Source organism: Arthrobacter sp. FB24, assembly GCF_000196235.1.
Taxonomy (GTDB): domain Bacteria; phylum Actinomycetota; class Actinomycetes; order Actinomycetales; family Micrococcaceae; genus Arthrobacter.
In genome coordinates this window covers 4538750-4555710 of record NC_008541.1, presented here as the reverse complement: position 1 = coordinate 4555710, position 16961 = coordinate 4538750, and the positions used below count along the sequence as shown (strand labels likewise).

Annotated in this window: 17 protein-coding genes; 10 read left to right on the top strand and 7 right to left on the bottom strand. The window is 66.0% G+C overall.

Annotated elements, in window-relative coordinates; translation table 11 throughout:
* Positions 1-79 precede the first annotated feature (79 nt).
* Together ARTH_RS20480 and ARTH_RS20475 are read left to right on the top strand one after the other, a co-directional pair.
* Positions 80-346: a hypothetical protein gene (locus ARTH_RS20480; protein ID WP_156810720.1), complete on the top strand. Its 267-nt coding sequence runs from the start codon at positions 80-82 to the stop codon at positions 344-346.
* A complete protein-coding gene (locus ARTH_RS20475) occupies positions 343-1230 on the top strand; it encodes a serine/threonine-protein kinase (protein ID WP_011693858.1) in 888 nt (295 codons plus the stop codon). Before ARTH_RS20480 ends, ARTH_RS20475 begins: the two co-directional genes overlap by 4 nt.
* Here ARTH_RS20475 and ARTH_RS20470 read toward each other — a convergent pair.
* Positions 1227-1898 (bottom strand): histidine phosphatase family protein, encoded by a 672-nt coding sequence (locus tag ARTH_RS20470; protein WP_011693857.1) that lies wholly within the window; start codon positions 1896-1898, stop codon positions 1227-1229. The genes ARTH_RS20475 and ARTH_RS20470 overlap by 4 nt on opposite strands.
* Positions 1895-3337, bottom strand: coding sequence for an adenylosuccinate lyase (gene purB, locus ARTH_RS20465; protein ID WP_011693856.1), 1443 nt, complete (start codon positions 3335-3337; stop codon positions 1895-1897). Before purB ends, ARTH_RS20470 begins: the two co-directional genes overlap by 4 nt.
* Positions 3338-3528: 191 nt before the next feature.
* Between purB and ARTH_RS20460 the strand changes: the two genes are divergently transcribed.
* Positions 3529-3834, top strand: a complete 306-nt coding sequence (locus tag ARTH_RS20460; protein WP_043430146.1) for a hypothetical protein — start codon at positions 3529-3531, stop codon at positions 3832-3834.
* Positions 3834-5261: a hypothetical protein gene (locus tag ARTH_RS20455; RefSeq protein WP_011693854.1), complete on the top strand. Its 1428-nt coding sequence runs from the start codon at positions 3834-3836 to the stop codon at positions 5259-5261. The genes ARTH_RS20460 and ARTH_RS20455 overlap by 1 nt, the downstream gene beginning before the upstream one ends.
* Positions 5262-5291: 30 nt before the next feature.
* Here ARTH_RS20455 and ARTH_RS20450 read toward each other — a convergent pair whose 3' ends face one another.
* The gene (locus ARTH_RS20450) at positions 5292-5717 is read right to left on the bottom strand and encodes a phage holin family protein (protein ID WP_011693853.1); all 426 of its coding nucleotides are present in this window, start codon (positions 5715-5717) and stop codon (positions 5292-5294) included.
* Positions 5718-5777: 60 nt separating this feature from the next.
* Between ARTH_RS20450 and ARTH_RS20445 the strand changes: the two genes are divergently transcribed.
* The 4 genes from ARTH_RS20445 to ARTH_RS20430 all read left to right on the top strand — a co-directional run bounded on the left by ARTH_RS20445 (position 5778) and on the right by ARTH_RS20430 (position 10907).
* Positions 5778-6896: a histidinol-phosphate transaminase gene (locus tag ARTH_RS20445; protein ID WP_011693852.1), complete on the top strand. Its 1119-nt coding sequence runs from the start codon at positions 5778-5780 to the stop codon at positions 6894-6896.
* A 149-nt stretch (positions 6897-7045) separates the two neighbouring features.
* A complete protein-coding gene (pdhA, locus tag ARTH_RS20440) occupies positions 7046-8293 on the top strand; it encodes a pyruvate dehydrogenase (acetyl-transferring) E1 component subunit alpha (protein ID WP_011693851.1) in 1248 nt (415 codons plus the stop codon).
* Complete coding sequence (locus ARTH_RS20435) at positions 8290-9270, top strand: alpha-ketoacid dehydrogenase subunit beta (protein WP_011693850.1); 981 nt, start codon at positions 8290-8292, stop codon at positions 9268-9270. Before pdhA ends, ARTH_RS20435 begins: the two co-directional genes overlap by 4 nt.
* Before the next feature lie 53 nt (positions 9271-9323).
* Positions 9324-10907, top strand: a complete 1584-nt coding sequence (locus ARTH_RS20430) for a dihydrolipoamide acetyltransferase family protein (RefSeq protein WP_011693849.1) — start codon at positions 9324-9326, stop codon at positions 10905-10907.
* 103 nt (positions 10908-11010) lie between these two features.
* Here the strand turns inward: ARTH_RS20430 and ARTH_RS20425 are convergent, their stop codons facing one another.
* Entirely contained in the window at positions 11011-11391 is a 381-nt protein-coding gene (locus tag ARTH_RS20425) for a hypothetical protein (RefSeq protein WP_011693848.1), read from the bottom strand.
* A gap of 187 nt (positions 11392-11578) precedes the next feature.
* Here ARTH_RS20425 and ARTH_RS20420 point away from each other — a divergent pair, with 187 nt between their 5' ends.
* A complete protein-coding gene (locus tag ARTH_RS20420; protein WP_011693847.1) occupies positions 11579-13171 on the top strand; it encodes an AMP-binding protein in 1593 nt (530 codons plus the stop codon).
* Positions 13172-13177: 6 nt separating this feature from the next.
* Here the strand turns inward: ARTH_RS20420 and ARTH_RS20415 are convergent, their stop codons facing one another.
* Both ARTH_RS20415 and ARTH_RS20410 read right to left on the bottom strand, forming a co-directional pair.
* Positions 13178-13609, bottom strand: a complete 432-nt coding sequence (locus ARTH_RS20415; protein ID WP_011693846.1) for a universal stress protein — start codon at positions 13607-13609, stop codon at positions 13178-13180.
* A 67-nt stretch (positions 13610-13676) separates the two neighbouring features.
* Complete coding sequence (locus ARTH_RS20410; protein ID WP_043431205.1) at positions 13677-14972, bottom strand: aminotransferase-like domain-containing protein; 1296 nt, start codon at positions 14970-14972, stop codon at positions 13677-13679.
* A gap of 122 nt (positions 14973-15094) precedes the next feature.
* Here ARTH_RS20410 and ARTH_RS20405 point away from each other — a divergent pair, with 122 nt between their 5' ends.
* Complete coding sequence (locus ARTH_RS20405) at positions 15095-15940, top strand: isocitrate lyase/PEP mutase family protein (RefSeq protein WP_043430145.1); 846 nt, start codon at positions 15095-15097, stop codon at positions 15938-15940.
* A gap of 45 nt (positions 15941-15985) precedes the next feature.
* On the opposite strand, the gene ARTH_RS24000 is transcribed toward ARTH_RS20405, so the two are convergent.
* Positions 15986-16828, bottom strand: a complete 843-nt coding sequence (locus ARTH_RS24000; protein WP_011693843.1) for a GerMN domain-containing protein — start codon at positions 16826-16828, stop codon at positions 15986-15988.
* Positions 16829-16961: the final 133 nt, after the last annotated feature.

Below are 16961 nucleotides of genomic sequence, written 5' to 3'. Positions count from 1 at the left end.
TAGTTTGGCGCTTGGCATAGGGAGTTGGGTTCGCTTGGTTACGTTCACACGATTTGACGGACGGGGCCAGGGGACCGAAATGACTGCGGGGCCATCAGGCACCATGACCGATTCAGCCCGTATCCCGGACGGATCCGGCGCGGCTGGATACCCGCCCAAGCACTGCGGCGTTGCCATGGAATGGTCCAAACCGGCCGCGCAGACCATGTCGGCCTACTCCTACGATGCCGGCGAAGCCCTGGCCGACCTGCCCGAAGTGTGGCGGTGCCGATGCGGCTTCCAGCTCGACTCTTGGGTAAACGCGGCACCCGCCGCCAGCCTCCTGGCCGATATCCGCATGTCATGACCAGCGACTGCGGCGGCCAGCCTCCCGAGATATGGGATGCCGGTTCGGACACGCGCTATCTGCTGCATGAAAGGTTAGGCGTCGGTGCCACCGCCCAAGTGTTCCGTGGTACCGGCCACCGTGACGGCCGTCCGGTCGCCGTTAAAGTGGCTGCACTGGCGGACAAGCGGAACGGGGAACGTATCGCCGCTGAGGCTGTCCTGATGGAGGGATTGCGCCATCCGGCGCTCGTGAAATTTGTTGACAAGGGCACCGGGGCGGCGGATTCCCGCTGGGCAGGCCACCCCTTCCTGGTCCAGGAACTGGTGTACGGCAGCAGCCTTGCGGAAACAATCCGTTGGGGGCCAGTGCCTGGGAGCGAGGTAGCTCCTTGGGCGGTGGGTCTCCTGTCCGGACTGCGGCACCTGCATGCGCGCGGGATCGTGCACCGTGACATCAAGCCGGCGAACCTGCTGCTGAGCCGCCTGCGCAAGTGCCCTGTCCGGATCATCGACTTCGGCATCGCTGCACCTGCCGGAACCGAGCCGGAGCCCGGGACGTCTTCCGGCACCGTTCAGTACATGAGTCCGGAGCAGGCCAACGGCGAGACAGTCCGGCCGGCTGACGACATCTATGCCTTGGGGCTGGTGCTGCTCGAATGCCTGACGGGAGTCAAGGCCTTTCCCGGGACGGCCGTCGAGTCCCTGGTCGCAAGGACGCTGAGGAGCCCCGGCATACCGCAGCATCTCGGTTCACAATGGGCATCGCTGCTGGGATCGATGACAGCCAGGCATGCGGCGGAGCGCCCCACAGCACTGGAGGCCACAGCAGAGGCCGCGATGCTCCTGCAGCGCCCGCATCCCCTGCGCCGACGGGTGGAGGCGCGTTCGGGGAGCTACTGCTAGGCCTGTCTGCCGGTGGGGTCTTGCGCGGTCGGATCGGCCAGAGCCAGGCCGCCCACGGGGCTGTCGTCCCAGTGGATGAGCTTCCAGCCGTCGTCAGGATCGCCCTCCAGGGCCACAATGCCGGTGTTGTTCAGCACATGCTTCGCGGCAAAGTCCGGCTCAATGTTGCCTGCCCGCAGTCCTGCCCATACGCGGATGGCCGCCCCGTGGCTGACCACGGCAACGGATCCGGAATCCCCGATTCCGTTTGCCCGCTCCGCCACTGCAGCGATCGCGGCGTCATAGCGGTCGAAGAAGTCCCGGCCGCTGGGACCTGCAGGCATCCGGCGGTCCAGGTCGCCGTCGGCCCAGGAAAATATGGTGCCCAGGTACCGCTTGTGCGATTCATGGTCCGTCAGCTTTTCGAGCGCACCGGCTTCGATCTCGTGGATGCCCTCAATCACCTCAGTGTCCAGCCCGTGGAGCCGCGCCAGCGGCGCTGCCGTGATCTGGGTCCGGACCAGGGTGGAGGCGTAGAGGGAATGGATCCGCTCATTCGCCAGGGCGCGGGAAAGAGCCTCGGCCTGGCGTTCGCCGAGTTCCGTCAGCCCCGGTCCCGGGTGAGCGGTGTCCAGCTGCCCCAGGACGTTGCCGGGGGTCTGGCCGTGGCGAATGAGCAGAAGCCTCATTTGAGGTGGTCCACCAGCTGGTCCGCGATGCCTGTGTACTTGCCCGGTGTCAGGGCCAGCAGCCGGGCTTCGGCGTCCGCGGAGAGGCCCAGGCCCTGGACGAATTCCTGCATCCGGGCGGCATCCACGCGCTGTCCGCGGGTCAGGTCCTTGAGCCGCTCGTAGGGGTTTTCCATTCCTTCGACGCCGGCAATCGCCTCGGCGCGCATCACCATTTGGATGGCCTCGCCCAGAACTTCCCAGTTGGTGTCGAGGTCGCCCGCCAGGACGTCCTCGGCTACGTCCAGGCGCTCCAGGCCCTTGACCACATTCGAGATGGCCAGCAGGGAGTGCCCGAAGGCCACGCCGATGTTGCGCTGGCTGGAGGAGTCGGTGAGGTCGCGCTGCCAGCGCGAGGTGACCAGCGTGGAGCCCAGCACGTCCAGCAGGCCGGAGGAGATCTCCAGGTTGGCTTCGGCGTTCTCAAAGCGGATCGGGTTGACCTTGTGCGGCATGGTGGAGGAACCCGTGGCGCCCGCCACCGGGATCTGCGCGAAGTAGCCGATGGAGATGTAGCTCCAGATGTCGGTGCACACGTTGTGCAGGATCCGGTTGAACCGCGCGACGTCGGCGTACAACTCCGCCTGCCAGTCGTGGCTTTCGATCTGGGTGGTCAGCGGATTCCAGGTCAGGCCCAGGCCCTCAACGAAGGACTTCGCCACGTGCTGCCAGTCCGCGCCGGGAACGGAAGCGACGTGGGCGGCGTAGGTGCCGGTGGCGCCGTTGATTTTGCCCAGGTATTCCGTCCTGGCAATCCGGTCCAGCTGGCGGGTCAGGCGGTGCGCGATGACGGCCAGTTCCTTGCCCAGGGTGGTGGGCGTGGCCGGCTGTCCGTGCGTGCGGGAAAGCATGGGCACGCTGCGGTTGTCGTCAGCCATCCTGCTGATCTGGGCCACCAGCGCCTTGGCGGCGGGCAGCCACACGTCCTCCACGGCGCCCTTGACGCCCAGCGCGTAGGAGAGGTTGTTGATGTCTTCCGAGGTGCAGCCGAAGTGCACCATGGCGGTAAGCCGCTCAATGCCGATGGCCGGCAGCCTGCGGCCGATGTAGTACTCGACTGCCTTGACGTCGTGAACCGTTACGGCCTCGATGTCGGCCAGCTCGGTGACCGACGCGGAGTCGAATTCCGTGACGATGGCGCGGAGCTGGTCCTGCTGTTCGGGCGTCAGCGGGCCGGCGCCCGGGAGGACGCTGTTGCTGGTCAGGTGGATGAGCCACTCGACTTCCACGGCCACGCGATCCCGGTTGAGGGCCGCCTCGGACAGGTAATCCACCAACGGTGCGACCGCGGACTGGTACCGGCCGTCCAGCGGGCCTAGGGCGATCTTGTCCGGCGAGGCGGCAAGGGCCAGGCGTCCGGAAGGCGTACGGGTCTCAGCTGTGGCGGCAGTTTCAGGCATGTGCTGATTCTTTCACGAAGTCGCGCTGCCCCTTAAGCGCGCTGTCCGTGTGACTTCTCCCCGCCGGGCCTCAGGTTCGGGTGCCCTCCGTTTTCCACATAGCCGACGCCGCCAGTTCCATGCCGCTGCACCGCTCCGTAGCGTCGTTATTACCGACCATGGGGAACGACAAAAGTCAGGGGGACAAGGGAATGAGCGGCAGCATCACTGCAGCGGATGCCAACACCTGCGGTTCGCGAAGCTTTGAGGTGCAGCAGATGGCCTGGCGCGTCGCGGGCTTTGCGCACCGCCTCGATACGTCGTTGCTCGCCTTCCGCCGGGTTCAACTCTCGGAGTGGCAGTCGCCGGCCGGCGAGGCGTACCGCACCGCCATCTCGCTGCAGGCGGCCGCGCTGAGTCGCGCACGGGAGCGGCTGATGGCGGCCTATGAAGCTGTCCTCCGCCACTCACAGCAGGTTTCTGTCTCATCCCAGCGGACGCCCGGCGGAGGGTACTGATGGCAGAGGCCACGCCCTCAGGAAGCGGCGGACAGCTACCACCGCTGGAGCCGGCAACGGACGGCAGCATGCGGATCCGCGGCGGAGTCGGAGGAATCAGCTTTCAACTGGAAGAGCTCATGGCCGGTGTGGCTGAACTTGACGGCATGGCTGACGAACTCGCCGCGGTTGAGATCGGGGTCCGGCGGATCTGGGAAGAACTGTGTCCCTACGAGAACGATCCCCGAACAAGCGGCACGGCCGCACTGATTGCGGTGGGTGAAGGGGGCCAGGCGGTCCGCGCCGTCAGGGAAGAACTCCAACACCTCAGCAGCCAGGTCCGGGCGAGCCGCCGGGACTACGAAACGGCAGAGTCATTGGCCGCCGCGGGGGTCCGCATGCCGGACGACGGCTGGGGCTTCCTGCCTGCGCTCTATCTGGACCTGAAGACCACGTTTGTGCCGAGCCGCGACGCTGCCGAGGCGCTCGCGGCGCCTTTGTCACTCGCACTGATGATAGGAATTTCCCCTGCGGAGCTGGCTCGCGCGTTGGCAGCCGAGGTTGCAGCGGGCCGGGGTTTCCTGGCCATTGGCCCGTTGATGCGGAGGCTGGCGGAGGGCACGCTTCCCTTCCTCAAGCCGCGTCCCGTCACGGCCGTCGAGGAACTCACCCGGGATGTGGTCGTGGACACCTCGCCCGCCGGCCTCCTCGCCAGGCTTCGCGAACTTGACGCTGAGGGCCACGGAAAGATCGAGGTGGTGCAAGTGGAGGCGGACGGCCGAAAAGCGTATATCGTCATCATCCCGGGAACCCAGCCCGGGGATCCGGCAGGGGGTTCGAACCCGCTGGATGAGGCCGGGATTGCTGAGGCGCTGGGCTATGGCTCGGAATACCTGAATGCTGCCGTGCTGTCGGCATTGCACCAGGCCGGTGCAGTCAAAGGGGATCAGGTAGTGGCTGTGGGCTACAGCCAGGGCGGGGCACATGCCATGAACCTCAGCAGTGACAAGGCGTTCCTCGCCGAATTCGACCTGAAGTATGTGCTGACGGCCGGTTCACCGGTGGGCGCGATTTCGCCGGCACCGGGAATCACGTCCCTCCACCTCGAACATCGCCAGGATTGGGTTCCCGGTAGTGACGGAACTCCTAACCCGGACACCAGGGAAAGGGTCACCGTCACGCTGACCGACAGGGTGTTCAGGCCGCCGGGTTTTGATCTCAACCTGGGGCCGGGCCACAACATTGGCAACTACGAGGAGGGCGCCAAGGCAGTGTCGGCCAGCAAAGACCCGTCCCTGGTCGCGAACACGGCGGTCCTCGCCGGCGTTGTTGGCGCGGGAGGGGCAGGGACCGCCACCCGCTTTGCCGTAAACCGGGAACCGAAGGCCCCGACGGCGCGCCAGCAGGACAGGCCGCTCCAAGGGGCAGCCAGGTGGGTCGGCCGCTAGGCGGGCAGGTGCTGGGGCGCGCTAGCCCGCTTAGCGCCGGACGCCGGTGATCCTGCCCGCAACGAGGGAGACCACCGTGATGATGATGGCAGCCAGCACGGCAGTCCAGAAGAAGGAGTCAATGGTGAAGTGGACGGGGGTGTAGCTGCTCAGCCAGGACGTCAGGAACAGCATGGCGGCGTTAATGACGATCGTGAACAGGCCCAGCGTCAGGATGGTGATCGGCAGGGACAGCAGGCTGACGATCGGCCGTACCAGTGCATTGACCAGGCCGAAGATCAGGCCAATGAAAAGGTAGGCAAGAATTACACCAAGCGGATCCGTTCCCTGTGTGACACCACCTTGGGCAACGGCTTCCGTCGTTGCGGTGGTGGAGATATCCAGGCCGGGCAGGATCCAGCTCGCGATCCCCAGAGCCAAGCCGTTGATGAGAACCCGCAAGATGAAAGAGAACATGGCCCCATGCTTTCATACGGCGCAGGAAAGCGGCAGGACCGGAGAAGTAGGCTAGTTGGCATGACTTCACCAGAGAACCCCGCCGGGGGAATCAGGCCCCGTCCGGTCGTGGACAGGCTGCCCCGCTATGCCGCCGGCAAGCCCCCGGCCGCCGTCGAGGGCCTTGCCAGCTACAAACTGTCCTCGAACGAGAACCCGCTTCCGCCCCTGCCTGCAGTGCTGCAGGCCATCGCGGACCAGACGGACTTCAACCGCTACCCGGATCCGCTCAGCAGCAAGCTCCGGGGGGCGCTTGCGGAATTCCTGCAGGTCCCTTCCGAAGACATTGTCACCGGTGCTGGCAGCCTCGGCGCCCTGAACCAGCTCCTGGTGACCTTCGCCGGGCAGAACGACGACGGCAAAGCCGATGAAGTCATCTACGCCTGGCGGTCCTTTGAGGCCTACCCCATCTGCGTCGGGCTCGCCGGGGCTGAGAGCGTGCGGATCCCGCTGACGCCCGACGGCCGCCACGATCTCGACGCCATGGCAGCAGCCGTCACCGCGCGCACCAAAGTCATCCTGCTGTGCACCCCCAACAACCCCACCGGGCCCATCCTTGAAGCCGAAGAAACCGAACGGTTCATCCGCTCGGTCCCTTCGGACGTGGTCATCGTCATCGACGAGGCCTACCAGGAGTTCGTTCGCGCGGAGCACGCCGTGAACGGGATCGAGATGTACCGCAAGTACCCGAACGTGGTGGTCCTGCGGACATTCTCCAAGGCCCACGGCCTGGCCGGGCTTCGTGTGGGGTACAGCGTCTCCAACCCGGACCTTACCCAGCACCTCCGGGTCGCCGCCACGCCGTTCGCCGTATCCCAGATCGCCGAGCGCGCAGCCGTCACGTCCCTGCAGAACTTCAGCCAGGTTGTAGAAAGGGTACAAAGGCTGGTGGATGAGCGTGACCGCGTCACGGCCGGGTTGCGAGAGCTCGGCTGGTTCGTGCCGGACGCCCAGGGCAACTTCGTGTGGCTCGATCTGGGCGAAAACAGTGCGGACTTCGCAGCACTGGCGGGAGAACGTGCCCTGTCCGTGCGGGCGTTCGGCAATGAAGGCGTCCGGGTGAGTATCGGCGAGGAGGAAGCGAACACCCGTTTCCTCAAACTCTGTGCAGACTATACAAAGCCGCCACGGAGTTCCTAGCGCTTAACATAACGCCCCGCGTCCGCCTACTGCGGATAAAGTAAGGGACAGTAAGCCAATATATATGCCACATCTGGAATCTATTCCGGATGCGGCATATATCCCAGCGAGATTGCGACGCATTCAAGTGCGGCAAGCAAGGAGACGGTATGGGCGCCACACATCTGCCCGCTACCGAGTTCGACGGAACCGGGGTAGACGACCAGCTCGAGGCGGAAGCCGAGGCCGTACTGGGTGAACCTCCCACCCGAATGGTCCAGCTCCTGGGGCCGGACGGCACCTTGGGCGAGGACCCGGTCTTCTCCGCCTATGCCAACCGGCTCGACGCTGAAAAGCTGCGCGGGTTCTACGCGGACATGGCAGCCATCCGGCGGTTCGACCAGGAGGCAACCGCGCTCCAGCGCCAAGGGCAGCTGGCCCTGTGGGTGCCCCTGACCGGCCAGGAGGCCGCCCAGATCGGATCCGGACGGGCCAGCCAGCCGCAGGATTACATCTTCCCCACGTACCGCGAGCACGGGGTCGCCCTGACCCGCAACGTTGACCTGGCCGAGCTGCTGCGCCAGTTCCGCGGTGTGTCCAATGGCGGCTGGAACCCCAAAGACACCAACTTCCACCTTTACACCCTGGTCCTCGCGGCGCAGACTCCGCATGCCGTTGGCTACGCCATGGGCATCCAGCGGGACCAGAAGCTTGCGGCCGCCAACGCCACCCCGGACCAGCCGCAGGAACCGAAGGCCGCCGTCATGGTGTACTTCGGCGACGGAGCCAGCTCTGAAGGCGACGTGCACGAGTCCATGGTTTTCGCCTCTTCGTACAACGCGCCGGTGGTCTTTTTCTGCCAGAACAACCACTGGGCCATCTCGGTGCCCAGCACCGTGCAAACCCGGGTCCCCCTCGCCGACCGCGCCAAAGGATACGGTTTCCCCGGCATCCGGGTGGACGGCAATGACGTCATCGCAGTGCATGCCGTCACGGAGTGGGCTTTGGAACGGGCCCGTGAAGGAAAGAGCCCGGTGCTGATCGAGGCCTTTACTTACCGGGTCGGCGCCCACACCACGGCGGACGATCCCACCAAGTACCGCGGCTCCGATGAAGAGGCGCAATGGCGTGCGAAGGACCCCCTCGAACGGCTGGAGAAGTACCTCCGGGCCGAGGGTATGGCTGATGACGCCTTTTTCGCCACGGTCAAGGCCGACGGCGACGAACTCGCCGCCTATGTCCGCAAGACGACCCACGACCTCGAAACCCCGGACATCCGGACGGCATTCGCGAACACTTACGCCGAGGCCCACCCGCTGGTGGCCGAAGAGCTGGCCTGGTTCGAGGAGTACAGCGCGGGCTTCGCTGACGAAGCAAGTACAGACGAGGCAGACAAAGACGGGGCAGCCAACCGATGACCACCATGACCATCGCCAAGGCCATCAACGAGGGCCTGCGCGCGACGCTGAACAACAACCCCCGCACGCTGCTCATGGGCGAGGACATCGGCCCGCTCGGCGGCGTCTACCGCGTCACTGACGGGCTGATCGGCGAATTCGGCGCCGACCGCGTCGTGGACACCCCGCTGGCCGAATCCGGAATCATCGGAACCGCGATCGGACTTGCCCTCAGCGGCTACCTGCCGGTCTGCGAGATCCAGTTCGACGGCTTCGTTTTTCCGGGCTTCAACCAGATCACCACCCAGCTGGCCAAGATGCATGCCCGCAGCAACGGAAACCTCACCGTGCCGGTGGTCATCCGCATCCCGTACGGCGGCGGCATCGGCTCGATTGAACATCACTCCGAGTCCCCGGAGGCGCTGTTCGCCCACACGGCCGGCCTGCGCATCATCACCCCTTCCAACCCGCATGACGCCTACTGGATGATCCAGCAGGCGGTCGACTGCCAGGACCCGGTTATCGTCTTTGAGCCGAAGCGGCGCTACTGGCTCAAGGGTGACGTAGACACGGAGTCGCCCGGCGCTTCGGCGGATCCGTTCACGGCCCACGTGCTGCGCGAAGGCGCCGACGCCACCGTGGTCGCTTACGGTCCGCTGGTCCCGGTGGCACTCGCTGCGGCCAGTGCCGCTGCCGAGGACGGCCACAGCGTTGAAGTGATCGACCTCCGGTCCATCTCGCCCATTGACTTCGACACCGTTACCGAGTCCGTCAAGAAGACGGGACGCCTGATCGTGGCCCATGAGGCACCGACGTTCGGTGGCATCGGCGGCGAAATCGCGGCCCGTGTGAGCGAGCGTGCGTTCCTGTCCCTCGAAGCGCCGGTGATCCGTGTTGGCGGCTTCCACATGCCCTACCCCGTGGCCAAGGTGGAAGAGGACTACCTGCCGGACATCGACCGCATCCTCGAGGCGCTGGACCGCGCCCTTGCCTACTGACAACTGCGTCCTGAAGATTGCCTGCTCACGACGCCTTCCAAACCGAGGACCCCATGACTGTAAACAAGTTCAACCTCCCCGATGTGGGCGAAGGGCTGACCGAGGCCGAGATCGTTTCGTGGAACGTCAAGCCCGGTGACAGCGTCGCGATCAATGACATCCTGTGCGAAATCGAAACGGCAAAGTCCCTCGTGGAACTCCCTTCGCCGTTTGCGGGGACGGTCACCGAACTGCTCGTTCCCGTGGGGGTCACGGTCGACGTCGGCACTCCGATCATCAGCGTGAGCGACGCCGTGTCCGGCGACCCCACGCCTGCGGATGCGCCTGTTCCGGTGGCCCCCGCAGCTGCAGCACAGACGCCCGCAGCTCCCACCGCGAACGCCCCGATGTACGGGAAACTCTTCGAGGATCACGACGAGCAAGACAGCGGGACGCCAGGCGCGCAGGCTGTTCCCGCCTCCGGCAAGGCCGTAGGTCCCCTGGTGGGCTCGGGTCCCAAGGCCGACGCCGTCAAACGCCGCCCGCGCAAGGCGTCGCCGTCCGCGGCGGTACTGCCGGCACCGGCTGCGGCCACCTCGCCGGTGGTTGAGCCCGCCCCTTTGGCCGAGCCGGTCGAAACCCAAGGCATCTGGATCAACGCCGGCGCAGCTTCCGCCTCCGGCACCCCCGACACCGCGGGGGTTCCCGAAGAAGCTTCCGGGCGTCCCACCCTCGGCGGTACCATCAGCGGCCTGGTCAACCGGGTCCTGGCGAAGCCTCCGGTGCGCAAGATTGCCCGCGACCTCGGGATCGACCTCGCAGACGTTGTCGCCACGGGCGCGCGTGGCGAAGTCACCCGGGAGGACCTGGTGAGCTACCAGGCCCAGCGCGACGCCGAGGTGGACAAGGCGGACACCTTCTGGGGCAAGTCCGGCCGGCCCCAGGACCAGCGGATCGAGCGGATTCCCGTCAAGGGTGTCCGCAAGGCCACGGCCAAGGCGATGGTGGAGTCCGCGTTCGCCGCACCGCACGTGAGCATCTTCGTGGACGTCGACGCCAGCCGCACCATGGAGTTCGTCAAGCGGCTCAAGGTGTCGCGTGACTTCGAAGGCATCAAGGTCTCCCCGCTGTTGATCCTGGCCAAGGCAGTGATCTGGGCCGCCGCCCGCAACCCCAGCGTCAACGCCACGTGGGTGGACAGCGCCGACGGCAGCGACACGGCCGAGATCCACGTCAAGCACTTCATGAACCTGGGCATCGCAGCGGCAACCCCGCGCGGCCTGATGGTGCCGAACATCAAGAACGCACAGGACCTATCGCTCAAGGAACTGGCCCTGGCACTCAACGACCTGGCCACCACTGCCCGCGCCGGCAAGACCCGGCCCGCGGAGATGCAGGGCGGCACCCTGACGGTCACCAACATCGGTGCCCTGGGCATCGACACCGGCACCCCGATCATCAATCCCGGCGAGGTGGCCATCGTGGCGTTTGGCACCATCAAGCAGAAGCCGTGGGTCCTGGACGGCGAAGTCATCCCGCGTTGGATCACCACCCTGGGCGGTTCATTCGACCACCGGGTGGTGGACGGGGACCTCTCGGCGCGCTTCATGGCGGACGTTGCGGCAATCCTTGAGGAGCCGGCCCTCCTGCTGGACTAGGACGCATCGGACTGGATGAGGGCGTCCCGGACGGGAATCGCCAAGAACGAAGGAACCCCGCCGCTGGAAAATTCAGCGGCGGGGTTCCTTCGTGCCAGGCGGCCTAGTAGGCGGGGTAGTTCGCGAGCATCTGGGCCAGGGCCGGATCGGACGTCAGTCCGCTCAGGGCTACAGCCGCTGCGATCATCGCGCCGGAGAAGCCGGTGACGCACGCAGTGACCACCGCAAAGAACTTCCAGTCATCGCGCATGACGCTTCGGATGGTCTCCGGAAGATTCAGGCCGGGAGCGATCAGGTTGGGGGCGGTGTCCGTGGAACCGTCGTCGAGGAACGCGATCACCCGGTCATTGGCGCGGTCCACACGCATGGTGCTGATGTGGTTCCCGTGGCGGGCAAGAAGGATGTCGTGCCCTACTAGCTGGCGGCGCTGAAGCGTAAGAATGATGTTCCCCTGAGGTCGACGGTACTCGGATGTCCGCACCATCGAGCACCTTCCAATTTTATCGCTGTAAACCGCGTGATTCCGCCGAAAATCGGGTGAGGCTGCCCACCAGGGAGAGTGACGCCGGTCAAGCCGGGGACGCTGCATCCTTGACATGCCGAACTAGAGTTGCACCAGCTGCCGCCGGAAATTACCGCCAGCTGCTGGAGCGGATCAAAGGAGATGTTGCGTGTTCTCAAGCCCCTTTTCGGATGTTGTCATCCCGGACCAAAGCGTTTATGAGTACCTCTTCGGGGGTCTCACGGAAGCGGATCTGGACCGGACCGCCGTCGTAGACGGCAGCAGCGGCGCGGAAACCTCCTACCGCCAGTTGCTGGAACAGATCGACGCCGTGGCGGGAGCAGTCTCCGCACAGGGACTAGGTCCGCACGGGGTTGCCGCAATCCTCTGCCCCAACGTCCCGGCGTTCGCTGCCGTCTTCCACGGCCTGCTCCGGGCCGGCGCCACCATCACCACCATTAACTCGCTCTATACCGCCGATGAAATCACGCTTCAGCTGCAGGACGCCGCTGCAACGTGGCTGTTCACGGTGTCCGCCCTGCTTCCGGGTGCCGTGCAGGCGGCCGAGCGTGCCGGGATCCCGGCGGACCGGCTCGTGGTGCTCGACGGCGCCCCGGGTCACCCCTCGCTGAAGGACCTGCTCACCGCCGGAGCGCCGGTACCTGCCGTTTCCTTCGACCCGGCCACCCATGTGGCCGTGCTGCCGTACTCCTCCGGTACCACCGGGCGGCCCAAAGGCGTGAAGCTCAGCCACCGCAACCTCGTGGCCAACGTGGAACAGTCCCGCGGGCTTCTGAAGGTGAAGCCGCAGGACCGGCTTCTTGCCCTGCTGCCGTTCTTTCACATCTACGGGCTTACTGTCCTGTTGAACCTCGCACTGCGGGAACGGGCCTGCCTGGTCACCATGCCCCGGTTCGACCTCGCCGAGTTCCTGCGCACCATCCAGGACCACAAATGCACGTACCTGTTCATCGCGCCGCCGGTGGCCGTGGCGTTGTCCAAACACCCGCTCGTTGCGGAGTACGATCTCAGCTCCGTCCACACCACGCTGTCCGGTGCCGCGCCGCTCGACGGGGAACTCGGCGCCACGCTCGCCGAACGCCTCCATTGCCGTGTGCTGCAGGGTTACGGGATGACGGAGATGAGTCCTGTGTCGCACCTGATCCCGGTGGATGCGCCGGACGTTCCGGTGAGCTCGGTGGGCTTCACGGTGCCCAACATGGAATGCCGGCTGGTGGACCCTGCCACAGGCGAGGACATCGACATCCCGGCGGAGGGAACCAGTGCCCCGGGCCACCTGCTGTGCCGGGGACCGAATGTCATGCTTGGATACCTCAACCGTCCGGAGGAAACGGCCGACACCCTGGACCCGGACGGTTTCCTGCACACTGGTGACATCGCGACAGTCCGGGCCGACGGTGTGGTGACCATCGTGGACCGGCTGAAGGAACTCATCAAATACAAGGGATACCAGATCGCACCGGCCGAACTTGAGGCGCTGCTGCTGTCGCACCCGGGCATCGCCGATGCCGCCGTGATTGGGACACCCGACGCCGACGGCCAGGAAGTGCCGATGGCCTTCGTCGTGCGTCAGCCGGGCGCGGAAGGGGAAGCGCTCGATGAAGACGGCGTCATCGACTTCGTGGCCTCCCGGGTGGCACCCTTCAAGAAGATCCGCCGGGTGGAGTTCATCGAGGCCGTGCCCAAGTCCGCCTCCGGGAAGATTCTTCGCAGGATGCTCAAGACGGCCCAGTCGGCCTGAGAAGCGCTAGTCGGCCACGTCAGTCTTGGCGATGTAGACGTCGCACGGGGCGTTGTGCGCCACGCTGTTGGCGACGCTGCCCAGGACCCGGCCGAGCCCGCGCATCCGGCGGTTGCCCACCACGATCATGCGGGCGTCGAAACGCTCGGCTTCCTTGATCAGGGCTTCCGCCGGTTTGCCCCGTGCCGCTGAGTAAGTGACCTTCAGTTCGCCCGTGCTCAACCGGGTGGCAACGTCTTTGGCCACCTTTTCGGCGTCCCCTGCGTCGGACACAATCCAGCGGTCGCTGCCGCTGCCGTAGACCTCTGTGCGGTCACTGTCAAAGGCCGTGACCACATGGAGGGTCGCGCCCAGTGACGCGGCCAGGCCCTGTGCTGTTTCTGCGGCCCGCATTGCGGTCTCGCTGCCGTCAACACCGACAACAATAATTCCGGTCATGCTCCTGCTCCTAAGGGATCGGTCAGCCTAATGAAAAATGCCCAGCTGCATGCAGTGATGCTTCAGGCTACAGCGCCGCGACGGCGTCCCGCAGTACCGGCGCGAGCCGCCGTACGCCCTCGGCGATGGTCTCGGGCGGAACCGCACTAAAGGCGAGGCGCAGTTTGTTGGACGGTTCGTCCGAATGCGTGAATGCCGCTCCCGGAATGAACACCACGCCGGCGTCGATCGCCTTGCGCAGCAGCGGGTACGTGTCCACGCCCTCGGGCAGCGTTACCCAGACGAAGAAGCCGCCCTCGGGCCGGGTCCAGCTGAGCCCCTCCGGCATGTACTCCTCCAAGGCGGCGAGCATCGCTTGGCAGCGCTCGGCGTAGAGCCCGCGATAGGTTTCGATCTGCCCTTTCCAGTCGTAGTCACGCAGATAGGCGGAGACCAGCATCTGGTTCAGCGTCGACGGGCAAAGGGTCACGGCCTCGGACGCCAGGTAATAGCGGCGCTGGAGGTGTGCCGGCACCAAGGCCCAGCCAATCCGCAGCCCCGGGGCAAAGATCTTGGAGAACGAGCCCATGTAGATGACGTCGTCGGGATTGGCCGCCCGCAGCGGGGCGAGGGGCTTGCCGTCGAAGCGGAGGAGTCCGTAGGGGTTGTCCTCCAGCACCAGGATATTCGCCTTGCGGCATATATCCACGATCTCCTGCCGCCGCTCCACCGCCAGGGTGATGCCGGAGGGGTTGTTGAAGTTGGGGATGGTGTAGAGGAATTTGATGTTCTTCCCGGCGGTCTGCAGGGCGGCGATCCGGGCTTCGAGGAGGTCCGGCACCAGGCCGTGCTCGTCCATGGGGACGGTGGCCACCTCCACCTGGTAGGCCTCAAACGTGTTCAGGGCGCCCACGTAGGTGGGGTCCTCCACCAGCACCACATCCCCGGGGTTGCAGAACACCTTCGTGGCCACGTCCTGGGCAGACTGGGAACCGGCAGTGATCACCACGTTCCTGGGATCCGCGTCGAGGATTCCCTCGGCCGCCATCACCTCGCAGATCTGCGTGCGGAGCTCTTCCGTCCCCTGGCCGTTGCCGTACTGGAGCGCCGTCAGGCCCTGTTCGCTGATGATCTTCGCTGCCGTCTGGCCGAGCCGTTCGAGCGGCAGGGACTGCAGGTAGGGGCTGCCACCGGCTAGTGACACCAGGCCCGGGCGGAGCGAGATGTCAAAGACGTCGCGGACGGCGGACTGCTTGATATTGGCTGCGCGCTCCGAGAAAAGTTCATCGTGGCGGTGGGCGGACGTTGCCGCGCGTTCGATTGCGTCAATGGCTTCGGCCGGCAGGACATCGGCAGCGGCGGCGTCGAGTGTTTCGTGGGTCACATTCACAGGATACAGCCATATGTTGTCAATTAGGCAACGTTTGTTGATAGAAAATCCGGTTCAGTTCCCGGCGCGGTCACGGAATGCTTTACCTTGGGCGACGCAGGGCATGGAATGGACCCATGACATCGCACAGTCGCTCGGGATCCCCTGCCGCCGTCTTCCACGCACTCCACGACGGCGCGGCGCCGCTGGTCCTGGTGAATGTCTGGGACGTGGCGTCCGCCCGTCTGGTGGAGGAGGCAGGGGCGGCGGCGCTGGCCACGTCCAGTTCCGCCCTGTCATGGAGCCTGGGCTTTCCGGACGGGAACCATCTTCCGCGCGAGCTGGCCGTTGCGGCCCTTCGCCGCATCGCTGCCTCCACGGAACTGCCCGTTACCGCGGACATCGAATCCGGGTACGCGGACAGAGGGGGCACGTTTGACGACGGGGAGCTGCGGGAAACCATCCGCAGTGTCCTGGCCGCCGGGGCCGTCGGTATCAACTTGGAGGACTCCGGCGACGAGCCGCTGACTGACGTGGGAGAACAGGCGCGCCGGATCGCCGTCGTCCGCCGCGCGGCGGAGGAAGCGGGCGTAGACCTGTTCATCAACGCCCGCACCGACACATACCTGTCCGGCAGGTTTGCGGACAGCGCCTTTACGGAAACCCTTCGGCGTGCGGACGCATACCTGGCCGCAGGGGCCAACGGAATCTTCGTGCCCGGAGTGCAGGACCTGCACGTGCTCCATGATCTGTCCCGGCGGATCGCCGGGCCCCTGAATGCGCTCGCCGGCCTGGGTGCGCCCTCCGTGGGGGAACTGCACGACGCCGGGGTCCGCCGGATCAGCATCGGCGGCAACACCGCGAAGGCTGCGTACGCCACCGTCTCCAGGGTGGCCGGCGACGTGCTCGGGGACGGCAACTGGTCCGAACTGGCCGGCGCCCGCAGCCACGAGGCCATGGATGAACTATTTCGGCGGAGTTAACTGCCCTGCCCCTTCGGAGGGTCCCAATTTGCCGCAGCCTCCTGCTCACCGGAGGCTTAGGACGTCCGTCAGCCGCTGTCCGTCCACGTAGATTTCCGCACGCGCCGCGCCGACGGCAGACACGGCCGTGTGCGTGAGCTGGGCTTCGAGGCGGGGGAGGTCGCAAACGCCGCCGGGCCGGATGGTTCCGGTCAGGTTCACCACCACCGTGGTGCCGTCGAAGTAGGCGGAAACGTAGTCCAGCGCGGAATTGTGCAGGGAGTTGTACAACCCGTCCGGGGAGTCGCCGCCGCCCAGCAGGACACCGAAGGCGGCCCGGAGCGGTTCCTCCGCTGCGGCGGTGCTGTGGAAGACGGCCACCAGGCTGTCGTTGCAGCCGAACCGCACGCCGGTGCTCCCGCCGTCGTCCAATGCCACGAAGTACACCGGCGTCCCGCCGGCGAGACCGCTTCGCGGCACCGCCTGGCCGGCCGCGCCAGATTCCTTCGGAGCTGCCAGGCTGCCGGATCCGGAGGCGCCCGGGCCGCCTGACGCTGCAGTGGCGGGCACGGTGCCGCCGGTTGTGGATACGGCGGTGGCGCCGTCGACGGCCGCGGCGCCGTTGATGCCTGCCTGCGGGATGATGCTGCCGCCCGTCATGGGTTTAGCCGCCGGGATGGAAACTGCAATGTCCGGTCCGGAGGCGGCGGATGCCGGGAGTGTGGCGGTTGTTGTTGTTGCGGCGCCAGGGAACGGCGGCGGGAGAGGTTGCGGTTCCGGCACGCTGCCCGGCTGGGCGGTTGTACCTGCCAGGGACGCCGTAGGGGGCAGCGAGCAGGATCCGAGCCACAGCGGAAGTATCAACGCGGCGGCCGCCGCAGCTGCCCGGACCCCAGGCGTGACCATCATGAAGGCACCGCACTTCCAGCTCTCGCACGTCCCCGTCTCCACGTTACGGCGGTGCAACTGTGTACGGAATATGTGCTGAGTGACGGTTCTGCGTCAGCTCCATCACGGAATGGTGACGCAAAACGCCCCCGGC

Excerpts from the sequence above, each read along its gene's own strand:
- ARTH_RS20480 (WP_156810720.1), top strand. The coding sequence starts at position 80 with ATGACTGCGGGGCCATCAGGCACCATGACCGATTCAGCCCGTATCCCG.
- ARTH_RS20475 (WP_011693858.1), top strand. The coding sequence starts at position 343 with ATGACCAGCGACTGCGGCGGCCAGCCTCCCGAGATATGGGATGCCGGT.
- ARTH_RS20470 (WP_011693857.1), bottom strand. The coding sequence starts at position 1,898 with ATGAGGCTTCTGCTCATTCGCCACGGCCAGACCCCCGGCAACGTCCTG.
- purB (WP_011693856.1), bottom strand. The coding sequence starts at position 3,337 with ATGCCTGAAACTGCCGCCACAGCTGAGACCCGTACGCCTTCCGGACGC.
- ARTH_RS20460 (WP_043430146.1), top strand. The coding sequence starts at position 3,529 with ATGAGCGGCAGCATCACTGCAGCGGATGCCAACACCTGCGGTTCGCGA.
- ARTH_RS20455 (WP_011693854.1), top strand. The coding sequence starts at position 3,834 with ATGGCAGAGGCCACGCCCTCAGGAAGCGGCGGACAGCTACCACCGCTG.
- ARTH_RS20450 (WP_011693853.1), bottom strand. The coding sequence starts at position 5,717 with ATGTTCTCTTTCATCTTGCGGGTTCTCATCAACGGCTTGGCTCTGGGG.
- ARTH_RS20445 (WP_011693852.1), top strand. The coding sequence starts at position 5,778 with ATGACTTCACCAGAGAACCCCGCCGGGGGAATCAGGCCCCGTCCGGTC.
- pdhA (WP_011693851.1), top strand. The coding sequence starts at position 7,046 with ATGGGCGCCACACATCTGCCCGCTACCGAGTTCGACGGAACCGGGGTA.
- ARTH_RS20435 (WP_011693850.1), top strand. The coding sequence starts at position 8,290 with ATGACCACCATGACCATCGCCAAGGCCATCAACGAGGGCCTGCGCGCG.
- ARTH_RS20430 (WP_011693849.1), top strand. The coding sequence starts at position 9,324 with ATGACTGTAAACAAGTTCAACCTCCCCGATGTGGGCGAAGGGCTGACC.
- ARTH_RS20425 (WP_011693848.1), bottom strand. The coding sequence starts at position 11,391 with ATGGTGCGGACATCCGAGTACCGTCGACCTCAGGGGAACATCATTCTT.
- ARTH_RS20415 (WP_011693846.1), bottom strand. The coding sequence starts at position 13,609 with ATGACCGGAATTATTGTTGTCGGTGTTGACGGCAGCGAGACCGCAATG.
- ARTH_RS20405 (WP_043430145.1), top strand. The coding sequence starts at position 15,095 with ATGACATCGCACAGTCGCTCGGGATCCCCTGCCGCCGTCTTCCACGCA.
- ARTH_RS24000 (WP_011693843.1), bottom strand. The coding sequence starts at position 16,828 with ATGATGGTCACGCCTGGGGTCCGGGCAGCTGCGGCGGCCGCCGCGTTG.